Source organism: Mesorhizobium sp. M0040, from assembly GCF_040323505.1.
Classification (GTDB): Bacteria; Pseudomonadota; Alphaproteobacteria; order Rhizobiales; family Rhizobiaceae; genus Mesorhizobium.
In genome coordinates, this window is record NZ_JAMYVA010000031.1 from 1 (window position 1) to 16,533 (window position 16,533).

Consider the following 16,533-nt stretch of genomic DNA (forward strand, 5'->3'; position numbering starts at 1 on the left):
CCTCCGATCAAACCGGAGGCATCTTGATGACCCCATCGTTAAGGGGTCCCGTTTGGACGAAAATCACCCCTTAAACAGGGTCCTCATTCCACGAAAAATCACACTGCGCGCGCGTCCCAAGCATAGCATTCTGCGCCACGCGTGCGGCAACCCCCAGCTCTGTCCCGTAGCTCGCAGCGAGAACAGGATCGCGCTGATAGATCGCAATCTCTGCGGCCGCCTGCGCAATGGCGGACGGATAGGGATCGGTAAGGCGCTTCAGGATATCGTCCTGCTCGAATAGCCGGGAGATGATACCGCCGTAAGGGTCGAAAGGGTCTTTCGCCACGAGCCTGCCTCGGTGCTGGTTTGCTAGCTATAATATAGGCACCAAGCGTAATGCAGGAAATACAAAGTTGCTGCTTCGTTCCGGATAGGGAACGCATGTTCCTATGGCGTCCCCGCCCATAGGCGGGTCAGGCTGTCGTGAACCGACGTTGCCGTGCGCGCCCCTACGCAACACTCGCTTTTGTTGATGCCACCTAAGGCGGTTCAAGCGGACGCAAACCCGCAGACAATCTTTCTTCTTTCGTTCAGTATGGCCAAGCGGTGACCAAGAGGCGACGTCCAGATGGATGCGCCTTACATGAAGTTTCTGAAGTCGTAGATCTCGTCGACCATCAACGGATTCTGCTGGATGATGTCGGCGAACGCCTTCGAGTAGCCCAGGGTCACGGGCAGTTTCTTGTAGAGCGTGTTGTTGTTCCAATCCATCTTCGTCAGGCCGAGGATGCCGGCGCATGTCGCGTGCCAGCCGCCCTCGCCGGAGAAACGGCGCACCAAAACCGGTGAGGGGGTGGGTTTGAGCGCTCCCTCCTTGTAGACATCCTTCGTCGGCCCCTGCGTATGCACGCCCTTGACGCTGCCTTGCGTCCAGAGCAGCGCCTCGTTGGAGCTGACCGGGATGTAGGTGCCGCGCGTGACGGGATAGCCATCAGGCTTGTCGTACATGTTGTAGCGTATGCCCTGCCACGGCACGTTGCGCACGACCTGCACCAGTTCGACGTCGGTTCCGTCCCGGAAGCTATCTATGGCGCCGAGGATTTCCTCTTCCTTGAACTCGGTATTCTTGTGGACGGTGATCCTGCTCGGGGACTTTCCGAAATGAGCGCGCTGATAGATCTCCAAACTGCGAGAGAGTACGGCCTGCATGTCCAGATATGAAAGGTACGGGTTCTTGCGCTTGTCGAGCGAACTCGCGCGCGTATCGAAGGCCACAAAGCGAAAACCCGTCCCATCGGGATCGAACACCTGGCTGCAGCAGGTCGTGTAATGGCTGCCCGCGCCATCTGATTTCATGGCGTAGCTGATACCGATGAACGCCTCGTCGGGATTAAGACCTGCCAACTTCCACGGTACGCCACCGGCCTTGGCGTAGGCCGCGACACTCAGGCCCCACATAACGTTGGCGCGGCATGTCCGGTCGAAGCTGTTCTGCCGCACGATCTGGATCGGGATGTCGGACGGCGCGCAGTATGCTTTCAGGTAGTCGTGGAAGTTGAAGTCCTCGCCTTCAAAGCAGGCGGCCCAACTGGGCGGCAGATAAATCAGCGCGACGTCGAAAGAACTGCGCAGGGTTTTGAGCCGGGCGATGCATTGGAACAGCTCAGCTGCAAGGCGTTCCTTGGCTCCATCGCGCGCATACTCATCAAGTGCGTCCGGAAACGATAGAACCAGACGCTCGTCCTCGGCTGCGATGGGAATGCGAAAGAGCTGGGAGAAGCCGGGATAGTCCGGATAGTAGTTGGTGGCCTCCCGTGGCTTGGCAGGGCGCTGCAGCTCTGCGACGAGGCCACGGAGCTTACGCATTTCCCGCGCTGGCGCGAGCAGCGCCAAGCGAAGGCTGCCGGGGGATGCGTAGCGCAGCCCGTACGGGCCGTGCGCGATCAGCCCTATCAATGGATGCTTGCCCAGCTTGTCGCCTGCGAAGCGCAGGTCGGGTTCGGGCACGACAGCATACCCGGCAACTTCGGAAGTAAGAGCCCTCATGCAGTGAGCCTTCTGGAGAATGCCGTGCGGGTGCCGACCTGGAAGGTCGGGTTCTCGGCATCGTCGCCCTCCTCGAACGGGCGGAAGGTAAGATCGGCATTGCGCCGGTCGCTGTCGAGGATGATCCCCGTCCATGCCTGCAGCAGTTCGTTATGCTTGCCGTTGTAACGCCTGCCCTTGCGCTCATCGAGGAAGTCGGTTGCGACCGCGCGTGCATGCGGTGGCCAGATCCAGATGTCCGGCTCGAGCAATAGCCAGTCACGCCCCTCCTTGCGGTCGAGCGACACGCGCAAGGACTCCGCCCATCGGACCTTGTCCGGCTCCGGGTGAAACTCCGTAACCGGACTGAACAGCCCCGGGATCATATCGGAGGTCTTGCCGACGATCTGCTGCAATGGGCTCAAGTCCCCCACATCCGCCGCATGGGGATCGGCAATGATGAACCCGGAAGACGGCTTCATCCGGGGCAGCAAAGGACGCCCCCTTGTAAGCGCCAATATCAAGGCCTCTTCGATAAAGGCCTTGAAGTGCAGATTTTCAGGCGCCTGATAGTCTGAAGGCAGCGCGGCTTCGCTGATGCCTGAAAGCTTGTCGCCAAAACACTCCTCGATGTCCCGCCTTGCCCCCCAGCACCAGACGCTCGCCCCTTTGGTCACGACGATCGACTGGCGCCACTCGCGCACCGCCCCGCGCAGGTCTGCCCATTCCTGTGGTGCCTTGAACGCCAGGTCAAGGCACCGCGAAGGCACCTGCACCGGTAATCCGTTCAGGCGGACCAACGGCTTGGCGCTGCCGACAGACGGCAGCGGTATCTGGATGCTGGTCAACTGTGCTTTGCGCACCTTCGCATCAACAACGGCTGGCTTGCTGTCGATGCTGCGCCACAGACGCGACATGAAAGCATCGAATGTTTCGATCTCGACATAGGACGCCTTCACACCGGCATTCACAGCTCTTTCGAGCAGGGCTGCCACCGCCGGATTTACGGGCGAGCCTTTGAGCCCGGTCCAGTACAGGCCGTGTGGGAACGGGTTCGGCGCATTGAGCACGTCGCTCATGAGTTTCATGACGCTGGCATCCCGCCCGCTATAGCCGCACACAACCAGGCCGAAGCGCGTGCCGGAGGCGACGAAAGCCCTCGACAGGTCGTCGTTCTGCGTTGCCAGGTCAGCGCTGAGATTCTTCAGGCTTTCGAACCTGAAGTCGCCGTGCAGTTTGCAGTAGAACGGGTACTCCTCGTTAAGGAATGCGTTGGCGGCCGACACCGTCCCTTCTAGGGAATAGGCCTGCAGGGGGTCGCCGCCGACCTCGGCCACCGCCCGCTCCACGACGCTATCAAAGTTGGTTGTGAAGACGGCCCGGCACATGCCGGAAGCCAGCAGTCCGCCGAGCACCCGGTTGCCGACCGACAGAGTCACCTTTTCTTCGGACAGGATGCCCCTTAGATAGCGGCGCTGACGCTCATGATCGTCACCGAATATCTTCTGGAAATATGTCGAGTATTCCTCGTCCGACCACAAAGCAGGAAAACCGCGGGCGTCCATGAAGGACTGAATAGTCGATCTGACGGCATCGTTCTGGACGTCCTGAGGCGAGACCTCGCGGTTCTCTTCGCGGATGTAATAACGGCGCTTCATGTCCCAGATAATATCCCCGGCTGTAGGCAGGCCCGCAGTGCGGGATGAGCCCGCGCCTAAGAACCATGCGAACTGCGCCGGACGTTCGGCGACCGAAAAAATGAGCTCTGACTGAATCATGGTCCCCCGCTGCGCCAATTCGAAGTCAGTCGTTACTCTGCGAATCGCCGTCAGCTACAGCGGGACGATATATGGCGTCTGGTCTTCGCGTCCATTGAATCTGCCTCAGCGCAGCAGTTCTTAACGCCTAGCTTCACAGATCTTGCGGTCTGTTTTGATACCAGCTTGCCAATGGCAGGTCGTCTGTTTTCAACCCGAATGTGACGAAATTTCAGATGAGACAGAACTTCGGCTTTTGGAAGATCAGAAGTTTGGTACGAACGGCCGAAATTGGGCGCAAAGCCGCCGTTCACCTCTCTTCAAGTCAGCGCTCCGGCCGGCAAAAATCGTCGAGGCCTCCAACAAGGTGAAATCGGTATTTCACACTGACGCGCAACCAGGGTGATGAAGGTATGCCACAACTCACCGAGCCTGATTGGCGATCCAGCGTTAGCCGTCTCAACCTGAAATCGCGGCAACGTTTGCCGACGACTGATCCAATGCCAACCGTAATCGCTCCATTTCCGCGCGACTGTGTTCACGGGCGGCAAGAATCTGGGCTCTTGTCTGCTTGAGTTGCTCAAGACCGAGAATTAAGGCGCCCTGCAGCCGCTTGCGGTCGCCGAGAATATCCTGGTCAATCTGCGCGATATCGCGTGGATCGATCGCGCGCGAGGCATCGAAGACAAAGCGCGCTTCGACGGACCTTCGCCAATTCAACAACTTCTGCGCGGTTTTGGGTCCGAATCCGGGCACGCTGTAGAGCTTGTTCCTCTCGACGTCGAGCGCCGTTTCGACGCCATACGACTCTAGGACTTGTTTCTTGCCCGGTCCGATGCTCTCGATCTTTGCCGATGATATTTCAAAGTTGTCCAGGAACCGATGCAGTTGCGCCTGACGGCGGTTGCGCTCGAGCTCCGAGATCCTGGCTACGCGTTTGGAAGGCAAGATGTCCCATTCGCGCCTGAGCCCGGCGAGCACCGTTTTTTGCCTGTCGAAAGCATCCGGCCCGGCCCTCTGCATCCACGTGGTTTGCGCGTTTTTCCACTGGGTGGCGGCCTCGGCGCCGATGCGCCGGTATTCCGCAGCCTCACTGTCCCTGTTCAGGAGACCTCTCAGTCCCAGAAAGACCCCCAAGGCGATGCCCAGCACCCAGATCTGCGCCATCATCAAGCCGGCGACGCCGACCACTGCGGCCGCTATTCCTGCCCGGAAGTTGGCGCGGCGCACGTGCCCCCTGAGCTTCAAGGCGTTGGGATCTGGTGTTACATTCTTTTCAGGGACGGTCGGCACCGGCCCGGGATGCGGGATGGCGTCCACCTGCCGCTGGAATCCGGCAATATCGAAAAGCGTAGCCCCGCCGGCGGGAACAACGGTTGAGAACAGCGGGACGCCGGTGGCGCCTTCCATTTTGCACCAAGGGCACGGCGATGAGCCAAGTGACCAGTGGCTGGAATTGGAGGAGCACTGCTTGAGGTTCGCTTCAAGTTCCGCCAGGGCAGCCACCCATTCCCGGGCCACGGGCCTTCCAGCCGACGTTCCCCTTTGCGAGAAGGCATCCTCAAACATTTTTGCAAGTCGTGGGCCGACGATGGCGAGTCCGGGGGAACTCGGAGGCCTCGCCATTCCGACCGCGGCGGCGTTCGCCCCGTAGGGAAAGCGGTACTCCTCGATCGCCTTCGAAATCGGCATGTCGCCGGTTCCCGCATAGCGGCCGGCAAAAGGGTGTTTTCCCATGAACAGCAATAGGAACATCATCACGGCCAAACCGAAATTGTCGTGATTGGGCGTCCTCACGATGCCCGAAAACGATCTGCCCTGCAGCTCCGGCGGTGTGAAGGTCTCGATGCCCACCTCGCAAAGATATTGCTGGCCCAGATAGGAGACCTGGAAGCTGTCACAGTCGATCAGACGCACGGTAGCGTCCTGTGCAACGAGGACACCGCCGTGGTTCACGTCGCCGATGACGCAGGCATTCTCGTGAACGGCCGCAAATGCCCGCGCGGTGTTTGCCGCCACACGTGTCAGAAATCGCCAATCAACTCGTTGAAAGTCGGTTCTGCGGCTTTTGGGGCTGTAGAGCTGATGGATGCTCTTACGCCCGCTGATCTTCGGCATGATCAGCCCGATGGGCTTGCTGTCCTTGGAACAGACAAGCCCTGTCGGCCAGGCCGTCAGTTTTTCAAGGGACTCGGTCTTGATCTTGCCCATCGCTCGGATCTTGTCGATCCTCTGCTGCTCGAGTGGCCGGTGGTAGATTTTGGCGACATGGTTCTTGTGTGCAGCCAGGTCGTAGACGGCGCCCTCGCCGCCCTGGCCGACGATTTCGCCAAGCTTGAGGGCTTCCCCTCGCAGGGTGAACACCTCGCGGACCTTGGCATTCATTTTGCGGCCACCATCGGTTCAGCCGGCGATCTCGTGGCCAATATCAAGGACTTGTCGTCATCGGTCCTCTCGCAGATCTGCGGCGACAGCAGATAAGCCTTCAGCCCATCCGACAGCGTGGAATCCTCGCCCGCAGCCGCCGATCGTCTGACCGCGGGAAACATCGAATCGAAGAAGGGCTGATGGACGCTGCGCGAAGCCTGGTGCAAGACGAGGTTCTCGATACCGTCCGAGAAGAGCGCGACCTCGTCAATGCGGCGCGGCGCGAACTCGAATTCGAGGGCATCCGCGAGATTTGACGACGTGACGAAGTTGGTCGTGTTGGCAAACTCGCCGTGCTGCGGCCAGAACACGTAGGACCATCCGTCTTCACTGCCGTGCGAAACAACCATTGCGCCGTCGCCGACCTGGAAGAACACGGTGCTTGTGGGGCCGAGGATGGCAACAAGCAGGGTGCATGCATAATCGCGCACCTCGTGTCCGAGGGCGCGCGCATGGGCGGCGATGCGCTCGGCAATTTCGGTCACCCAGCCCAACGCCTTTGGCCGATCGATCTGATCGAGCGCACCGTTCTCTGTGAAGTGCACGAAAATGAGCTCCAGCAGGTTCTGCCCGGCCAGCCAAGACCCAACCTCCGAGTGCGCCGCACTGCCAGCGCCGTCGCAGACAGCGGCCGCGAGGATTGGACCTTCCCTGCCCTCGATCAGGGCATGGACCGAATTATCCTGACAGGGCTTGCCGGCCGTGACATGCGAAGTGCCGATGGCGCTAGCCGACGCTATGCGCCAAGACATCACACCTCGGCCCAACCTGCGGGAGATTGGAGGGCCACGGTCTGTCCGACCTGCGACTGCGAGACGCCTGACAGCGATGCTGAGAGCCATGAGAACAGCTCGCGGAATTTGAGGCCACTTAGCTTCAGCGGCTGGCGTGTGGAGAGCTTGGCAAGGATGTCCATGTTGGCACCCTCGACGCCAACGGCGAAGAACGAAAACGCCTTTGCCGCCTCGCCGGATTTGACCGCGTGTTCGGCCGCAACGATGCTGTCCGTGGGTGCGCCGTCCGTCATCAGAAAGACCCAGGGGCGATAATAGGAGATGCCGTTCGCGCGGTACTCATCCTTGCGACGTCGCAACATCTCTAGGCCTTGCTCGATCGCCGCACCCATTGGGGTGTCGCCGCTGGTCACCAGCGTGCTCGGCGTAAACAGGTCAGCGGTCTGGAAAGGCGCGACGATGTTGACCGGTCCGAAGGTGACGATCGCGACCTCGACGCGTTTCATCGCCAGGCTGTCCGCCGCGAGCTCGTCCTTAAAGGCGACAAGGCCCTGGTTCAGCGCGTCGATCGGCGCTCCGTTCATCGAATAGGACGTGTCGAGCAGAAGGAGGCATGGACAGCGAGGTTCGGGGTTATCCGCGAACTCTGCAGCCCCAAACGGTATCTGATCAAACTGGTTGGACATTTTACTCGCCTTTTCGCCGAAATATCGCTTCCCGCAAGCCCGGGTCTCCCGGCATTCGGCAGGTAGCGTCCAAAAATTATTGAAACCGGAATTGCAAAGCGCGTCGATGCGCTAGCCCGCCCCAATTTTCAATCCCCTTTCCCTATCTACAGATGCTCGGTTTCTGCTGTCAATTGACTTGAGATTTAGCCACCAAAAAGTCGATACGACTTTCGCGGACTGCTCTGTTTTGTATTGTGCAGGGAGGGTGAAATGGTCAGCCAACAACGGATCGGCTGGGGCATCGCGGTTTTCTGCGCTATCGGGTGGGGCATGTCGAGCATCGACGCCCGATCGCCACCCCCCGCCCCGCCCGCGGTCCCCGCGGCAACCACCTCCGCGGCGCCTCAGGCACAGCCGAACAACCGCTCGATTGCCTATGCAAAGCCCGACGCGGTGGCTGCCCAGAAGCCCAACCCCACCCCGTTGGTTAGCTGGCTGTACACCACCAAAAACGTCCGTGTCAGGGTCGCGCCGGACACCGGGGCGCGTATCATCACCACGCTTCCGCTGGGCGACCTGGTCCAGACCAATGGTCAACAAGGTGACTGGTACAATGTGACGGTCTCCGCACGGATCGGATGGATCCATGGCGGCTACCTCAGCGAGGCGAAGCCGGTCGAGCTGACTTCGACCACACCGGTCGCGCCAGCGGCTGTATCAGATGACGGCACCGTTTCGGAGCATGCTTCGGGCGATCCTGTCAGAGATCCCGTGGTCGGCAGATGCGACTGCCCATACGACCTGATGCGCAATGGGCGTTTGTGCGGGGGCCGGAGCGCTTATAGCAGGCCAGGCGGCAGAAGCCCGGTGTGCTACTGGTAGGAGGGCTGCGCCGCCAGCAGCGAGCGGTTGATCCACCCGAATGTGACTTTGTCCTTGCTGACCCGGGCCCAGCGACCATTGATTTCGACCACAGTCAGAGCGGTGCCGGCGGGCACCTGCCTCACCACGGTGCCGCCCATGGAAGGATCCGAACGGATGTTCGCGGTCCTGGTCACGACTGCCGTTGGGAATTGCTCGCTTTGCGGCTGCTCGACCGCTGCCGAGGAACCCAGATCGGTTCCGAATGATGTGCTTGGCGGTTTCTGATCACCAGCGGAGGTGGGCCAGCCATCGCCAACGGGAGTGTCCTGCTGAACCGGCGCTTTGGCTGCTTCCACAAATGGCGGCAGATTCGAAGGGCTGATGTCGCGGCTTGCCGGCGGCAGCGGTTGGGTCTGTCCTGGTTCCTGGCGGACGGTTCGGGCTGCCAATGTTAGGCTTGGCGCAGCGCCGGATTTTGTGTCGGAATTCTGGGCCAGCAAGGCCGCCCCCACACCGACGACGCCGATAACAAGCAACGAGACTTGCGCCACCCGGCTTCCCCTGGCGGCGTGGTAGATCAGGACCACGAGTGCTGCGATCAATAAACCCAGAAAAAGAGCTGATTTGCCGCTGAGCTTGGAAGAATAGGACATGCCCGAACCGGGCAAACCGGCCGTGCTCTGAATGCCGCCGCGGCCCATGTTCAACGTGGATCCGGGCTTGCCAAAGGAGGCACTGCTGAGCCCTTTCCCGGTAACGTTTAGGCGAACGCCGGGAATAAGCCTCAATGACTTTCTGTATCTAAACCCCACTGCGCCCCCGCGCGTATTTTGAAGCGAACATTAGCGTTTGAGCACTTGCTAAGCAGCTTCCATTTCATACAACTCGAGGCCAACTAGTCTATCGATTTGAAAGTTACGTTCGCGCTTACCGGCTTCGCCGCAACGGCCTCCACTTTGGCCGAGCCTTGATCTTAAGGTGTCCCGACATCATCTGCAGCACCGGAAGCGCTATGTCCTGTTGCGCAAGATATGACTTTGAGGGTCTCCTGGAAACGCTCAATGTCTGGCAATACCTTGCGGCCCACACGGATGATTTCATCATCCTTTGGCTCTTTCTCGAATACAACGTTGATCTGAAGATCGGCCAGCGACGGGTTCAACACGAGAAACCGATCGAGGGTGCTGTTCAGAGCGGTGCGCTCCTCGGACAGCAATTGATTCAGAAACTCATAGCCCTTCATCCGATCGACAATCTCACGGCCGGTCAGCACTTTTGCTCCCCTCCCCGCCACGGTTCGGTCGAAGAGGTGACCAAGCAGGTACCCTCTCCGGGGGAGTAACTGGCAAGTTCACTCTTTGTTCTATTCGGTCGCCCTGCAATCCTGTATACTTTGAGGCGTTCTTTTGCACCACGTTCCCTTGCGAGGATCTGCCTGATGACTGTCCAGCCCAGGACTCTCAACGAGCCGACAATCAGCTGCCCGAGCTGCAAGACCGACATCAAGCTCAACGAGTCGCTCGCGGCGCCGCTGATTGCGGCCACGCGCGAGGAATATGAACGGCGACTGGCGCAGAGCAACGCCGCCATGACGGCCAGGGAGGAGGAGGTTCAACGCAAGCAGGCGGCTATCGACGCCGCCCGGGATGACATCGACAGCCAGGTCGCCGAAAAACTCAAGCTCGAGCGTGCCGCCATCGCCGCCGAAGAGGCCCGCAAGGCAAAACTTCTGGTCTCGACCGACCTTTAGCACAAGGACAGGAGGCTGGGCGAGATGGAGACGACGCTGAGGGCGCGGGACGAAAAGCTCGCCGCGGCGCAGTTGCAGCAGGCCAAATTTATGAAGCAGCAGCGGGCGCTCGACGATGAAAAGCGCGAAATGGCGCTGACCATCGAAAAGAGGATCCAGGAAGGGTTGGACGCCGTCCGCGTCAAGCCCAGGACCGAAGCCGAAGACGGCCTCAAGATGAAGGTGGCCGAAAAAAGAGGAACAGATTGCCGGCATGCAGCGCCAGATCGAGGAGCTGAAGCGCCGCGCCGAGCAAGGATCTCAGCAGCTTCAGGGCGAGGTCCTTGAGCTCGAGCTGGAGTCGCTGATCGCCAGCCGGTTCCCGATGGACATCATCGAACCGGTCGCCAAGGGTGAGTTCGGTGGTGACGTGCTGCAACGCGTGGTGGGACCGGCCGGCCAGCCGTGCGGCGCGATCCTGTGGGAATCAAAACGCACCAAGAACTGGAGCCAGGGCTGGCTGGGCAAGCTGCGGACAGACCAGCGCGCCGCCAAGGCAGACATCGCGTTGATGATCTCCGAGGCGCTGCCTGCGGGGGTCGAAACGTTCGATCTGGTGGATGGCGTCTACATCGCCCATCCCAAATGCGCGATGCCGATCGCGATCATGCTCCGGCAGTCCCTCATCGAGCTCGCCAACTCCCGCCTCGCCCAGGACGGCCAGGCCACCAAGATGGAGCAGGTCTACGGCTATCTGACTGGCCCCAGGTTTCGCCACCGGGTCGAGGCGATCGTCGAAATTCTCCCATATGCAGGACGACCTTGCCAGGGAATGAAGCCGCTGCTCGACCGCATCGACACAGAGATCGACCAATTCACGGCCGACGGAGCATATGATGGCGGTCCCACCTACTGCGCGGTGCTGCAACACAGCGCCACCGCAAGGATAGTCATCCCGCCACGTTCAACGGCCGTGGAGAGTGATGACACCGGACCACCCGGTCAAAGGGACGGTCACATCACGGCGATCGCCAATGATGGAAGGCTGAATTGGCAGGCGTCCACCGGCTATGGCAAGCGCGCCCTGATCGAGACCGCCATCGGGCGCTACAAGGGGCTGATCGGACGTCGCCTGCGAGCCCGCTCCTTTTCGGCTCAGCAGACCGAGGTCGCCATCGGCTGCGCCGTGCGCACGCCCGGAGTCCGTTCGCTGCCCGGCAAGGCCGACATAGCAGGCGGCATCAAAGAGCTGATTGTGCCTAATGCCACATTTGTGCACCAACGCCTTGTGGCGCGGGCAGCCACAGGCACAGGCTACGCGGAAAATGAAAAGCGGGGCCAACCCATTCGCTTGCACACAGCCTGCGTTTTGCCAGCTCCTCAACCGCAACGTGCTGTCAATGTTCGTCTTGCCATGTCTTGAACGCCGAACTGTTCACGCCATTGGCGCCGCTTTGTCATCCCGTGCCCCGAAATGAGGCCGTCGTTCGAACGATATGCGCAGTTGCTTATCCGCCAGAAACCGGCGAGCCAGATCGGTGTCGCGCTTACCCACGCGTGACACCCAGTCCGAAAACAGGCGAACCGCGCGCCGGTTCATATGCCGCGAAGGACAGACCAGCCAGTATCCCGGAAACTCGATGACCTCGAACTCTATCGAGACCGGAACCAGAGAACCCGAGACCAGGTCCTCGAATGCGATGGATGTGCTTTCCAGGACCACACCTGCACCGTCCTTCGCCAGTTGAACCGACATTGACGAACGGTCGAAACGATAGGGATACGTCATGCGGGCGCCCTGGATACCGTTGCACGGCAGCCAATAATCCCACCGGAAATAGGCCTTCACACTGTCGATCAACCGCGCATGGCGAAGCTGCTCGCGCGGATCCGGTGAGATCGCGCGCAGTTCGGCAAGATAGGAAGGCGAGCACATCGGCAGGATCAGATCGTTGACGACGCAATCCGAATAAAGGCCGGCCCAGCCGCCGTCGCCATAACGAAGATCGAGATCGATGACCTCCGTTTCGAAATCCGAGAAATTGGGCGTGGCGTCGACACGCAAATTCCAGCTCGGATAGCCCTTGCTGAACTCGGCCAACCGCGGCGCCAGCCATTTCTCGCCGAAGGAAGGACTGACGCGCAGGCTAAGCTGGAAGCTTTCGCGCTGCCGCACAATGGCATTACGCACCTCGCGTATGGATTCGAAAGCCTGGGTCGTGGTCTGGAAGAGCCGCTCACCGTCGATCGTGAGCGAGAGATGGCGCTTTTCGCGCTGAAAAAGCCGCACCCCGAGTTGGTGTTCGAGCAGCCGCAGCTGCTGGCTAACCGCCGAAGGTGTCACCTGCAATTCCTGAGCGGCCTTTGCCACGCCGCCGAGCCGCGCGACTGCCTCGAAATGCGTCATCGAATTGAACTTGATGTCTGACCTCGTCCTCGTCAGTTAAGCTCAGCTACACAGAATGTTAAGAAACGAAAATTGAGCCGAATGTCAATCGGTCGCACAGTGGTCCCGGAAGGAGATACAGGATGGAGCCGAGTTCAACCCAAAGCTTGGGTAGCGCCGGCAACGTGCCGGGAGTTGGACAGGTATTGACCAGGAAGCCCCTGATCGAAGCTGCCAATATCGAGAAGAGTTATGACGCAACCCGTGTCCTGCGGGGTGTGAGTTTTCAGGTCCGGGCCGACGAAATCCACGCGCTCCTGGGCGGCAACGGCGCCGGCAAAAGCACTCTCATCCGCATCGTCACAGGGCTGACCTCACGCGAAGCCGGCGAGATTGGCTTCGCCTCGTCGAAGGCCGACCACAACAGCCCGATCATCGCGGTGGTGCATCAGGAGCTGGCGCTGTTGCCCGAGCTGTCCGGTCGCGGAAAACATCGGCATTGTGCATGCGAGGTCGGGCTGGTCGCAGATCAGCCGTCGCCGCACGCGCGAAACTGCGCTCGGAGCGCTCCAGCTGATCGACCCAGCGATCGGCGAAGCGATCATCGATAATGCCGGCACGCAAATTGTCCCTCCACGAAGGCCAGATCGTCCGGATCGCTCGTGCCCTTTCCACCGGAGCCGAAGTGCTGCTTCTCGATCCCGGCGATCCGGTTGGGGAAACGCGCTGGCTGCAGGAGATCGCCAACAAGCGAGGCTTTCCGCATGGCATCGTCGGCTATGCCGACCTGTCCCAACCCGACGTCGGCGACCTCCTCGACCGCCACATGGAATATCCGAACTTCCGCGGCATGCGGCAGCCGATGAATTATCATCCCGACCCCGCCAAGACCTATCTGGCGCGGCCGGAGGTCAGTCGTACGCCCGAATGGCGGCGCGGCTTCCGGGAGCTGGCGAAGCGCGGGCTGAGCTTCGACCCGCAGCTCTACTATCCGCAGATGAGCGAGTTCCTCGAACTGGCGCGCGACTTTCCCGACGTGCAGATCATTCTCAATCACACCGGCATGCAGGTCGACGGCGCCGAGCATCGAGGAGGCGATCGCAGCCTTCGGCGTCGGCCGCTCGATGTTCGCGACGAACTTCCCCGTCGACAAGCTGTTCTCGAGCTTCGACGCCATTTTGAACGCCTTCAAGGAAATTACGATCGCCCACCCGCACGAGGAGCGGCTCGCGCTGTTCCATGACAACGCCGCCCGGTTCTACCGACTTTAGATCACCGGCAAACAGAAATAGCAGGAGAGTTCGACTTGTTGCTGAAGGGCAAGGCCGTGGTGATTTCGGGGGCCGCGGGCCCCCGGGGAATTGGCCGCTCCACGGCAGCGCTGATGGTACAGCACGGGGCTCGCGTTGCAATACTCGACCTCGATGACGGGCAAGCGCGTGACGCCGCTGCGTCGCTTGGACCCGACCATATCGGCCTTGCGTGCAACGTCGCGGACCTCGACGCCTGCAAGAGGGCGGCGGCGCAAGTGACAGAAACCTTGGGCAGGATCGATGTGCTCTGCAACAATGCGGGCGTCACGCAGCCGGCCAAGACGCTGGAGATCAGCGCGGCTGACTGGGACCGCATCCTCGATGTCAACCTACGCGGCGTGCTCCATCTCAGCCAGGCATTCATCCCGAACATGCGCGAAAATGGCGGCGGCTCGATCATCTGCATGTCGTCAGTTTCGGCCCAGCGCGGCGGCGGCATCTTCGGTGGCCCGCACTATTCGGCTGCCAAGGCGGGTGTTCTGGGGCTTGCCAAGGCCATGGCGCGCGAATTCGGTCCCGAAGGCATCCGCGTCAACTGCATCACACCGGGCCTGATCCAGACCGACATCACCGGCGGCAAACTGACCAACGCCATGCGCGCCGACATCATCAAGGGAATCCCGCTCAGCCGGCTGGGCGAGGCGCGCGACGTAGCCCGCGCCTATCTCTTCCTGGCTTCCGATCTGGCCAGCTACATCACCGGCGCCGTGATCGATGTCAACGGTGGGATGCTAATCCATGGCTGAGTGGACAACGGAGCTTGAGATGCCTCGCGCTGGCAGCAATGTTAGCCTGGCCGAACGAGCCTATAGTATCCGCCGACACGCCGTGCGGATGGGTCAAGTCCAGGGCCAAGGTTATGTCGGACAGGCGCTGGGTGTCGCCGACGTGCTTGCCGTCGCCTATTTCCATGCGCTTCGTTACCGGCCGGAGGACACGTTGTGGGAGGGACGCGACCGCTTCCTGCTGTCGATCGGACACTATGCGATCGCGCTCTACGCGGCTCTGATCGAAGCGGGCGTGCTGCCGGAGGAAGAGCTCGAAACCTATGGCAGCGATGAAAGCCGTATGCCGATGTCCGGCATGGCGCCATACACGCCCGGCATGGAGATCACCGGCGGCTCGCTCGGTCACGGCCTTGGCATTGCCGTTGGCATGTGCATGGGGCTGACGCGCAAGCGAAGCGACAGTTTCGTCTACAATCTTTTGTCCGACGGCGAGCTCGGTGAGGGCTCGACCTGGGAAGCCGCGATGTCGGCCGCCCACCACAAGCTCGACAATCTCATTGCCATTGTCGACTTCAACAATCAGCAGGCCGATGGTCCGTCGACGGCCATGCTCTCCTCCGAGCCGGTGACCGACAAGTTCGAGGCGTTCGGCTGGCATGCGCAGCGCGTCGACGGCAACGACATCGAGGCGGTCCGCAAGGCCTTCGACATGGCGCGCGGCCTGAAGGAACCTCGTCCGCGTGTGATCGTTTGCGATACGCGCATGGCCAAGGGTGTGCCATTCCTGGAAACCCGCGAGATCACGCATTTCATCCGCGTCGAACCGCACGAATGGACGTTAGCGCTCGAAGCTTTGGAAAAGGGACGTCCGCGTTGAGGTTGTCAAAGTTCGCGCCGCGCCACGCCGCCAATGCCGGTGAGCGCAAGACCACATCGGCGATGATCGCGTCGATCGCGCCCGATGGCGTACCGACACGCAATGCGCCGTTCGGGCACACACTGGCCAGACTGGCGCACCAGCGGCCCGGGATAGTTGGCCTGACGGCGGACCTCGCGAAATACACCGATCTCCATGTCTTCGCACAGGAGCATCCGGACCGCTTCTATCAGATGGGCATGGCGGAGCAGGTGCTGATGAGCGCCGCCGCCGGCTTGGCGCGGGAGGGTTTTACGCCCTTCGCTACCACCTACGCCGTCTTCGCATCGCGACGTGCCTACGATTTCATCTGCATGGCGATCGCCGAGGAGAAACTCAATGTGAAGATCGTCTGCGCCTTACCGGGGCTGACGACCGGCTACGGCCCCAGCCACCAGGCGACGGAGGACATCGCGATCTTCCGCGGGATGCCGAACCTGACGATCATCGACCCTTGCGACGCGCTCGACATCGAACAGGCCACGGAGGCGATCGCGGACTACAACGGGCCGGTCTACATGCGGCTTTCGCGCGGTAAGGTTCCTGTCGTGCTCGACGAAGACGACTATACATTTGAAATCGGCAAGGCGCGAATGCTGCGCGAGGGCGCGGACGTATTGTTCATTTCCAGCGGCCTGATGACCATGCGCGCGCTGGAGGCCGCGAAGGCGCTTGAAGCCGACAGGATCGGCTGCGCCGTTCTGCACGTTCCGACGATCAAACCTCTGGATACGGAGGCGATACTCGCTGCCGCGCGCCGTTCGGGACGGCTGGTGGTGGCGGCGGAGAACCACACCATCATTGGTGGCCTTGGCGAAGGCGTTGCCGCGCTGCTGATGCGCGAGAGAGTGACCCCAGTCTTTCGCCAGATCGCCCTGCCCGACGAGTTCCTCGACGCTGGCGCGCTGCCGACGCTTCACGATCGCTACGGGATCTCAACTTCCGAGCTCGTGCGCCGCGTCCGCATTTGGAGCGAATGAGAAGTAAGAGCTCTCCCCACACAA

At 60.9% G+C, this 16,533-nt stretch carries 14 protein-coding genes and 3 pseudogenes; 8 read left to right on the forward strand and 9 right to left on the reverse strand.

What is annotated here, in order from left to right; all coding sequences use genetic code 11:
- Positions 1–70 precede the first annotated feature (70 nt).
- The 6 genes from NKJ91_RS22625 to NKJ91_RS22650 all read right to left on the reverse strand — a co-directional run bounded on the left by NKJ91_RS22625 (position 71) and on the right by NKJ91_RS22650 (position 7,611).
- Positions 71–328 carry a hypothetical protein gene (locus NKJ91_RS22625; RefSeq protein WP_352457349.1) on the reverse strand — a complete coding sequence of 86 codons (258 nt, stop codon included), beginning with the start codon at positions 326–328 and terminating at the stop codon, positions 71–73.
- A gap of 293 nt (positions 329–621) precedes the next feature.
- Complete coding sequence (locus tag NKJ91_RS22630) at positions 622–1,989, reverse strand: argonaute/piwi family protein (protein WP_352457350.1); 1,368 nt, start codon at positions 1,987–1,989, stop codon at positions 622–624.
- A 35-nt stretch (positions 1,990–2,024) separates the two neighbouring features.
- Positions 2,025–3,785 (reverse strand): SIR2 family protein, encoded by a 1,761-nt coding sequence (locus NKJ91_RS22635; RefSeq protein WP_352457351.1) that lies wholly within the window; start codon positions 3,783–3,785, stop codon positions 2,025–2,027.
- A gap of 438 nt (positions 3,786–4,223) precedes the next feature.
- Positions 4,224–6,149, reverse strand: a complete 1,926-nt coding sequence (locus NKJ91_RS22640; RefSeq protein WP_352457352.1) for a helix-hairpin-helix domain-containing protein — start codon at positions 6,147–6,149, stop codon at positions 4,224–4,226.
- Entirely contained in the window at positions 6,146–7,033 is an 888-nt protein-coding gene (locus tag NKJ91_RS22645) for a PP2C family serine/threonine-protein phosphatase (RefSeq protein WP_352457353.1), read from the reverse strand. Before NKJ91_RS22645 ends, NKJ91_RS22640 begins: the two co-directional genes overlap by 4 nt.
- Positions 6,943–7,611: a vWA domain-containing protein gene (locus NKJ91_RS22650; protein WP_023722599.1), complete on the reverse strand. Its 669-nt coding sequence runs from the start codon at positions 7,609–7,611 to the stop codon at positions 6,943–6,945. Before NKJ91_RS22650 ends, NKJ91_RS22645 begins: the two co-directional genes overlap by 91 nt.
- A 252-nt stretch (positions 7,612–7,863) precedes the next feature.
- Here NKJ91_RS22650 and NKJ91_RS22655 point away from each other — a divergent pair, with 252 nt between their 5' ends.
- Positions 7,864–8,475, forward strand: a complete 612-nt coding sequence (locus tag NKJ91_RS22655; RefSeq protein ID WP_352457354.1) for an SH3 domain-containing protein — start codon at positions 7,864–7,866, stop codon at positions 8,473–8,475.
- Here the strand turns inward: NKJ91_RS22655 and NKJ91_RS22660 are convergent.
- Both NKJ91_RS22660 and NKJ91_RS22665 read right to left on the reverse strand, forming a co-directional pair.
- Positions 8,466–9,269 (reverse strand): DUF4236 domain-containing protein, encoded by an 804-nt coding sequence (locus tag NKJ91_RS22660; protein WP_352457355.1) that lies wholly within the window; start codon positions 9,267–9,269, stop codon positions 8,466–8,468. The two genes, NKJ91_RS22655 and NKJ91_RS22660, sit on opposite strands and share 10 nt — an antisense overlap.
- A 161-nt stretch (positions 9,270–9,430) precedes the next feature.
- Complete coding sequence (locus tag NKJ91_RS22665) at positions 9,431–9,730, reverse strand: hypothetical protein (RefSeq protein WP_352457356.1); 300 nt, start codon at positions 9,728–9,730, stop codon at positions 9,431–9,433.
- A 165-nt stretch (positions 9,731–9,895) separates the two neighbouring features.
- Between NKJ91_RS22665 and NKJ91_RS22670 the strand changes: the two are divergent.
- Together NKJ91_RS22670 and NKJ91_RS22675 are read left to right on the forward strand one after the other, a co-directional pair.
- Positions 9,896–11,019 (forward strand): annotated as a pseudogene (locus NKJ91_RS22670) (DUF2130 domain-containing protein); the annotation flags it as partial.
- Positions 11,019–11,418, forward strand: a pseudogene (locus tag NKJ91_RS22675) (transposase); the annotation flags it as partial. The pseudogenes NKJ91_RS22670 and NKJ91_RS22675, both read left to right, overlap by 1 nt.
- Before the next feature lie 203 nt (positions 11,419–11,621).
- Here NKJ91_RS22675 and NKJ91_RS22680 read toward each other — a convergent pair.
- Entirely contained in the window at positions 11,622–12,593 is a 972-nt protein-coding gene (locus NKJ91_RS22680) for a LysR substrate-binding domain-containing protein (protein WP_352457357.1), read from the reverse strand.
- A gap of 122 nt (positions 12,594–12,715) precedes the next feature.
- On the opposite strand from NKJ91_RS22680, the gene NKJ91_RS22685 reads away from it, so the two are divergent.
- From NKJ91_RS22685 to NKJ91_RS22705, 5 genes and pseudogenes are all read left to right on the forward strand, one after another.
- Positions 12,716–13,183: an ATP-binding cassette domain-containing protein gene (locus NKJ91_RS22685; RefSeq protein ID WP_352457358.1), complete on the forward strand. Its 468-nt coding sequence runs from the start codon at positions 12,716–12,718 to the stop codon at positions 13,181–13,183.
- Positions 13,183–13,843 (forward strand): annotated as a pseudogene (locus NKJ91_RS22690) (amidohydrolase family protein). The gene NKJ91_RS22685 and the pseudogene NKJ91_RS22690 overlap by 1 nt, the downstream one beginning before the upstream one ends.
- A 35-nt stretch (positions 13,844–13,878) precedes the next feature.
- Positions 13,879–14,631, forward strand: a complete 753-nt coding sequence (locus NKJ91_RS22695) for an SDR family NAD(P)-dependent oxidoreductase (protein WP_352457359.1) — start codon at positions 13,879–13,881, stop codon at positions 14,629–14,631.
- Between the two features lie 19 nt (positions 14,632–14,650).
- Complete coding sequence (locus NKJ91_RS22700; RefSeq protein ID WP_502903629.1) at positions 14,651–15,490, forward strand: transketolase; 840 nt, start codon at positions 14,651–14,653, stop codon at positions 15,488–15,490.
- Positions 15,487–16,509, forward strand: coding sequence for a transketolase family protein (locus tag NKJ91_RS22705; protein ID WP_502895560.1), 1,023 nt, complete (start codon positions 15,487–15,489; stop codon positions 16,507–16,509). Before NKJ91_RS22700 ends, NKJ91_RS22705 begins: the two co-directional genes overlap by 4 nt.
- Positions 16,510–16,533: the final 24 nt, after the last annotated feature.

Coding starts and splice junctions, on each gene's coding strand:
- NKJ91_RS22635 (WP_352457351.1), bottom strand. CDS start 3,785: ATGATTCAGTCAGAGCTCATTTTTTCGGTCGCCGAACGTCCGGCGCAG.
- NKJ91_RS22640 (WP_352457352.1), bottom strand. CDS start 6,149: ATGAATGCCAAGGTCCGCGAGGTGTTCACCCTGCGAGGGGAAGCCCTC.
- NKJ91_RS22645 (WP_352457353.1), bottom strand. CDS start 7,033: ATGGCTCTCAGCATCGCTGTCAGGCGTCTCGCAGTCGCAGGTCGGACA.
- NKJ91_RS22650 (WP_023722599.1), bottom strand. CDS start 7,611: ATGTCCAACCAGTTTGATCAGATACCGTTTGGGGCTGCAGAGTTCGCG.
- NKJ91_RS22655 (WP_352457354.1), top strand. CDS start 7,864: ATGGTCAGCCAACAACGGATCGGCTGGGGCATCGCGGTTTTCTGCGCT.
- NKJ91_RS22680 (WP_352457357.1), bottom strand. CDS start 12,593: ATGACGCATTTCGAGGCAGTCGCGCGGCTCGGCGGCGTGGCAAAGGCC.
- NKJ91_RS22685 (WP_352457358.1), top strand. CDS start 12,716: ATGGAGCCGAGTTCAACCCAAAGCTTGGGTAGCGCCGGCAACGTGCCG.
- NKJ91_RS22700 (WP_502903629.1), top strand. CDS start 14,651: ATGCCTCGCGCTGGCAGCAATGTTAGCCTGGCCGAACGAGCCTATAGT.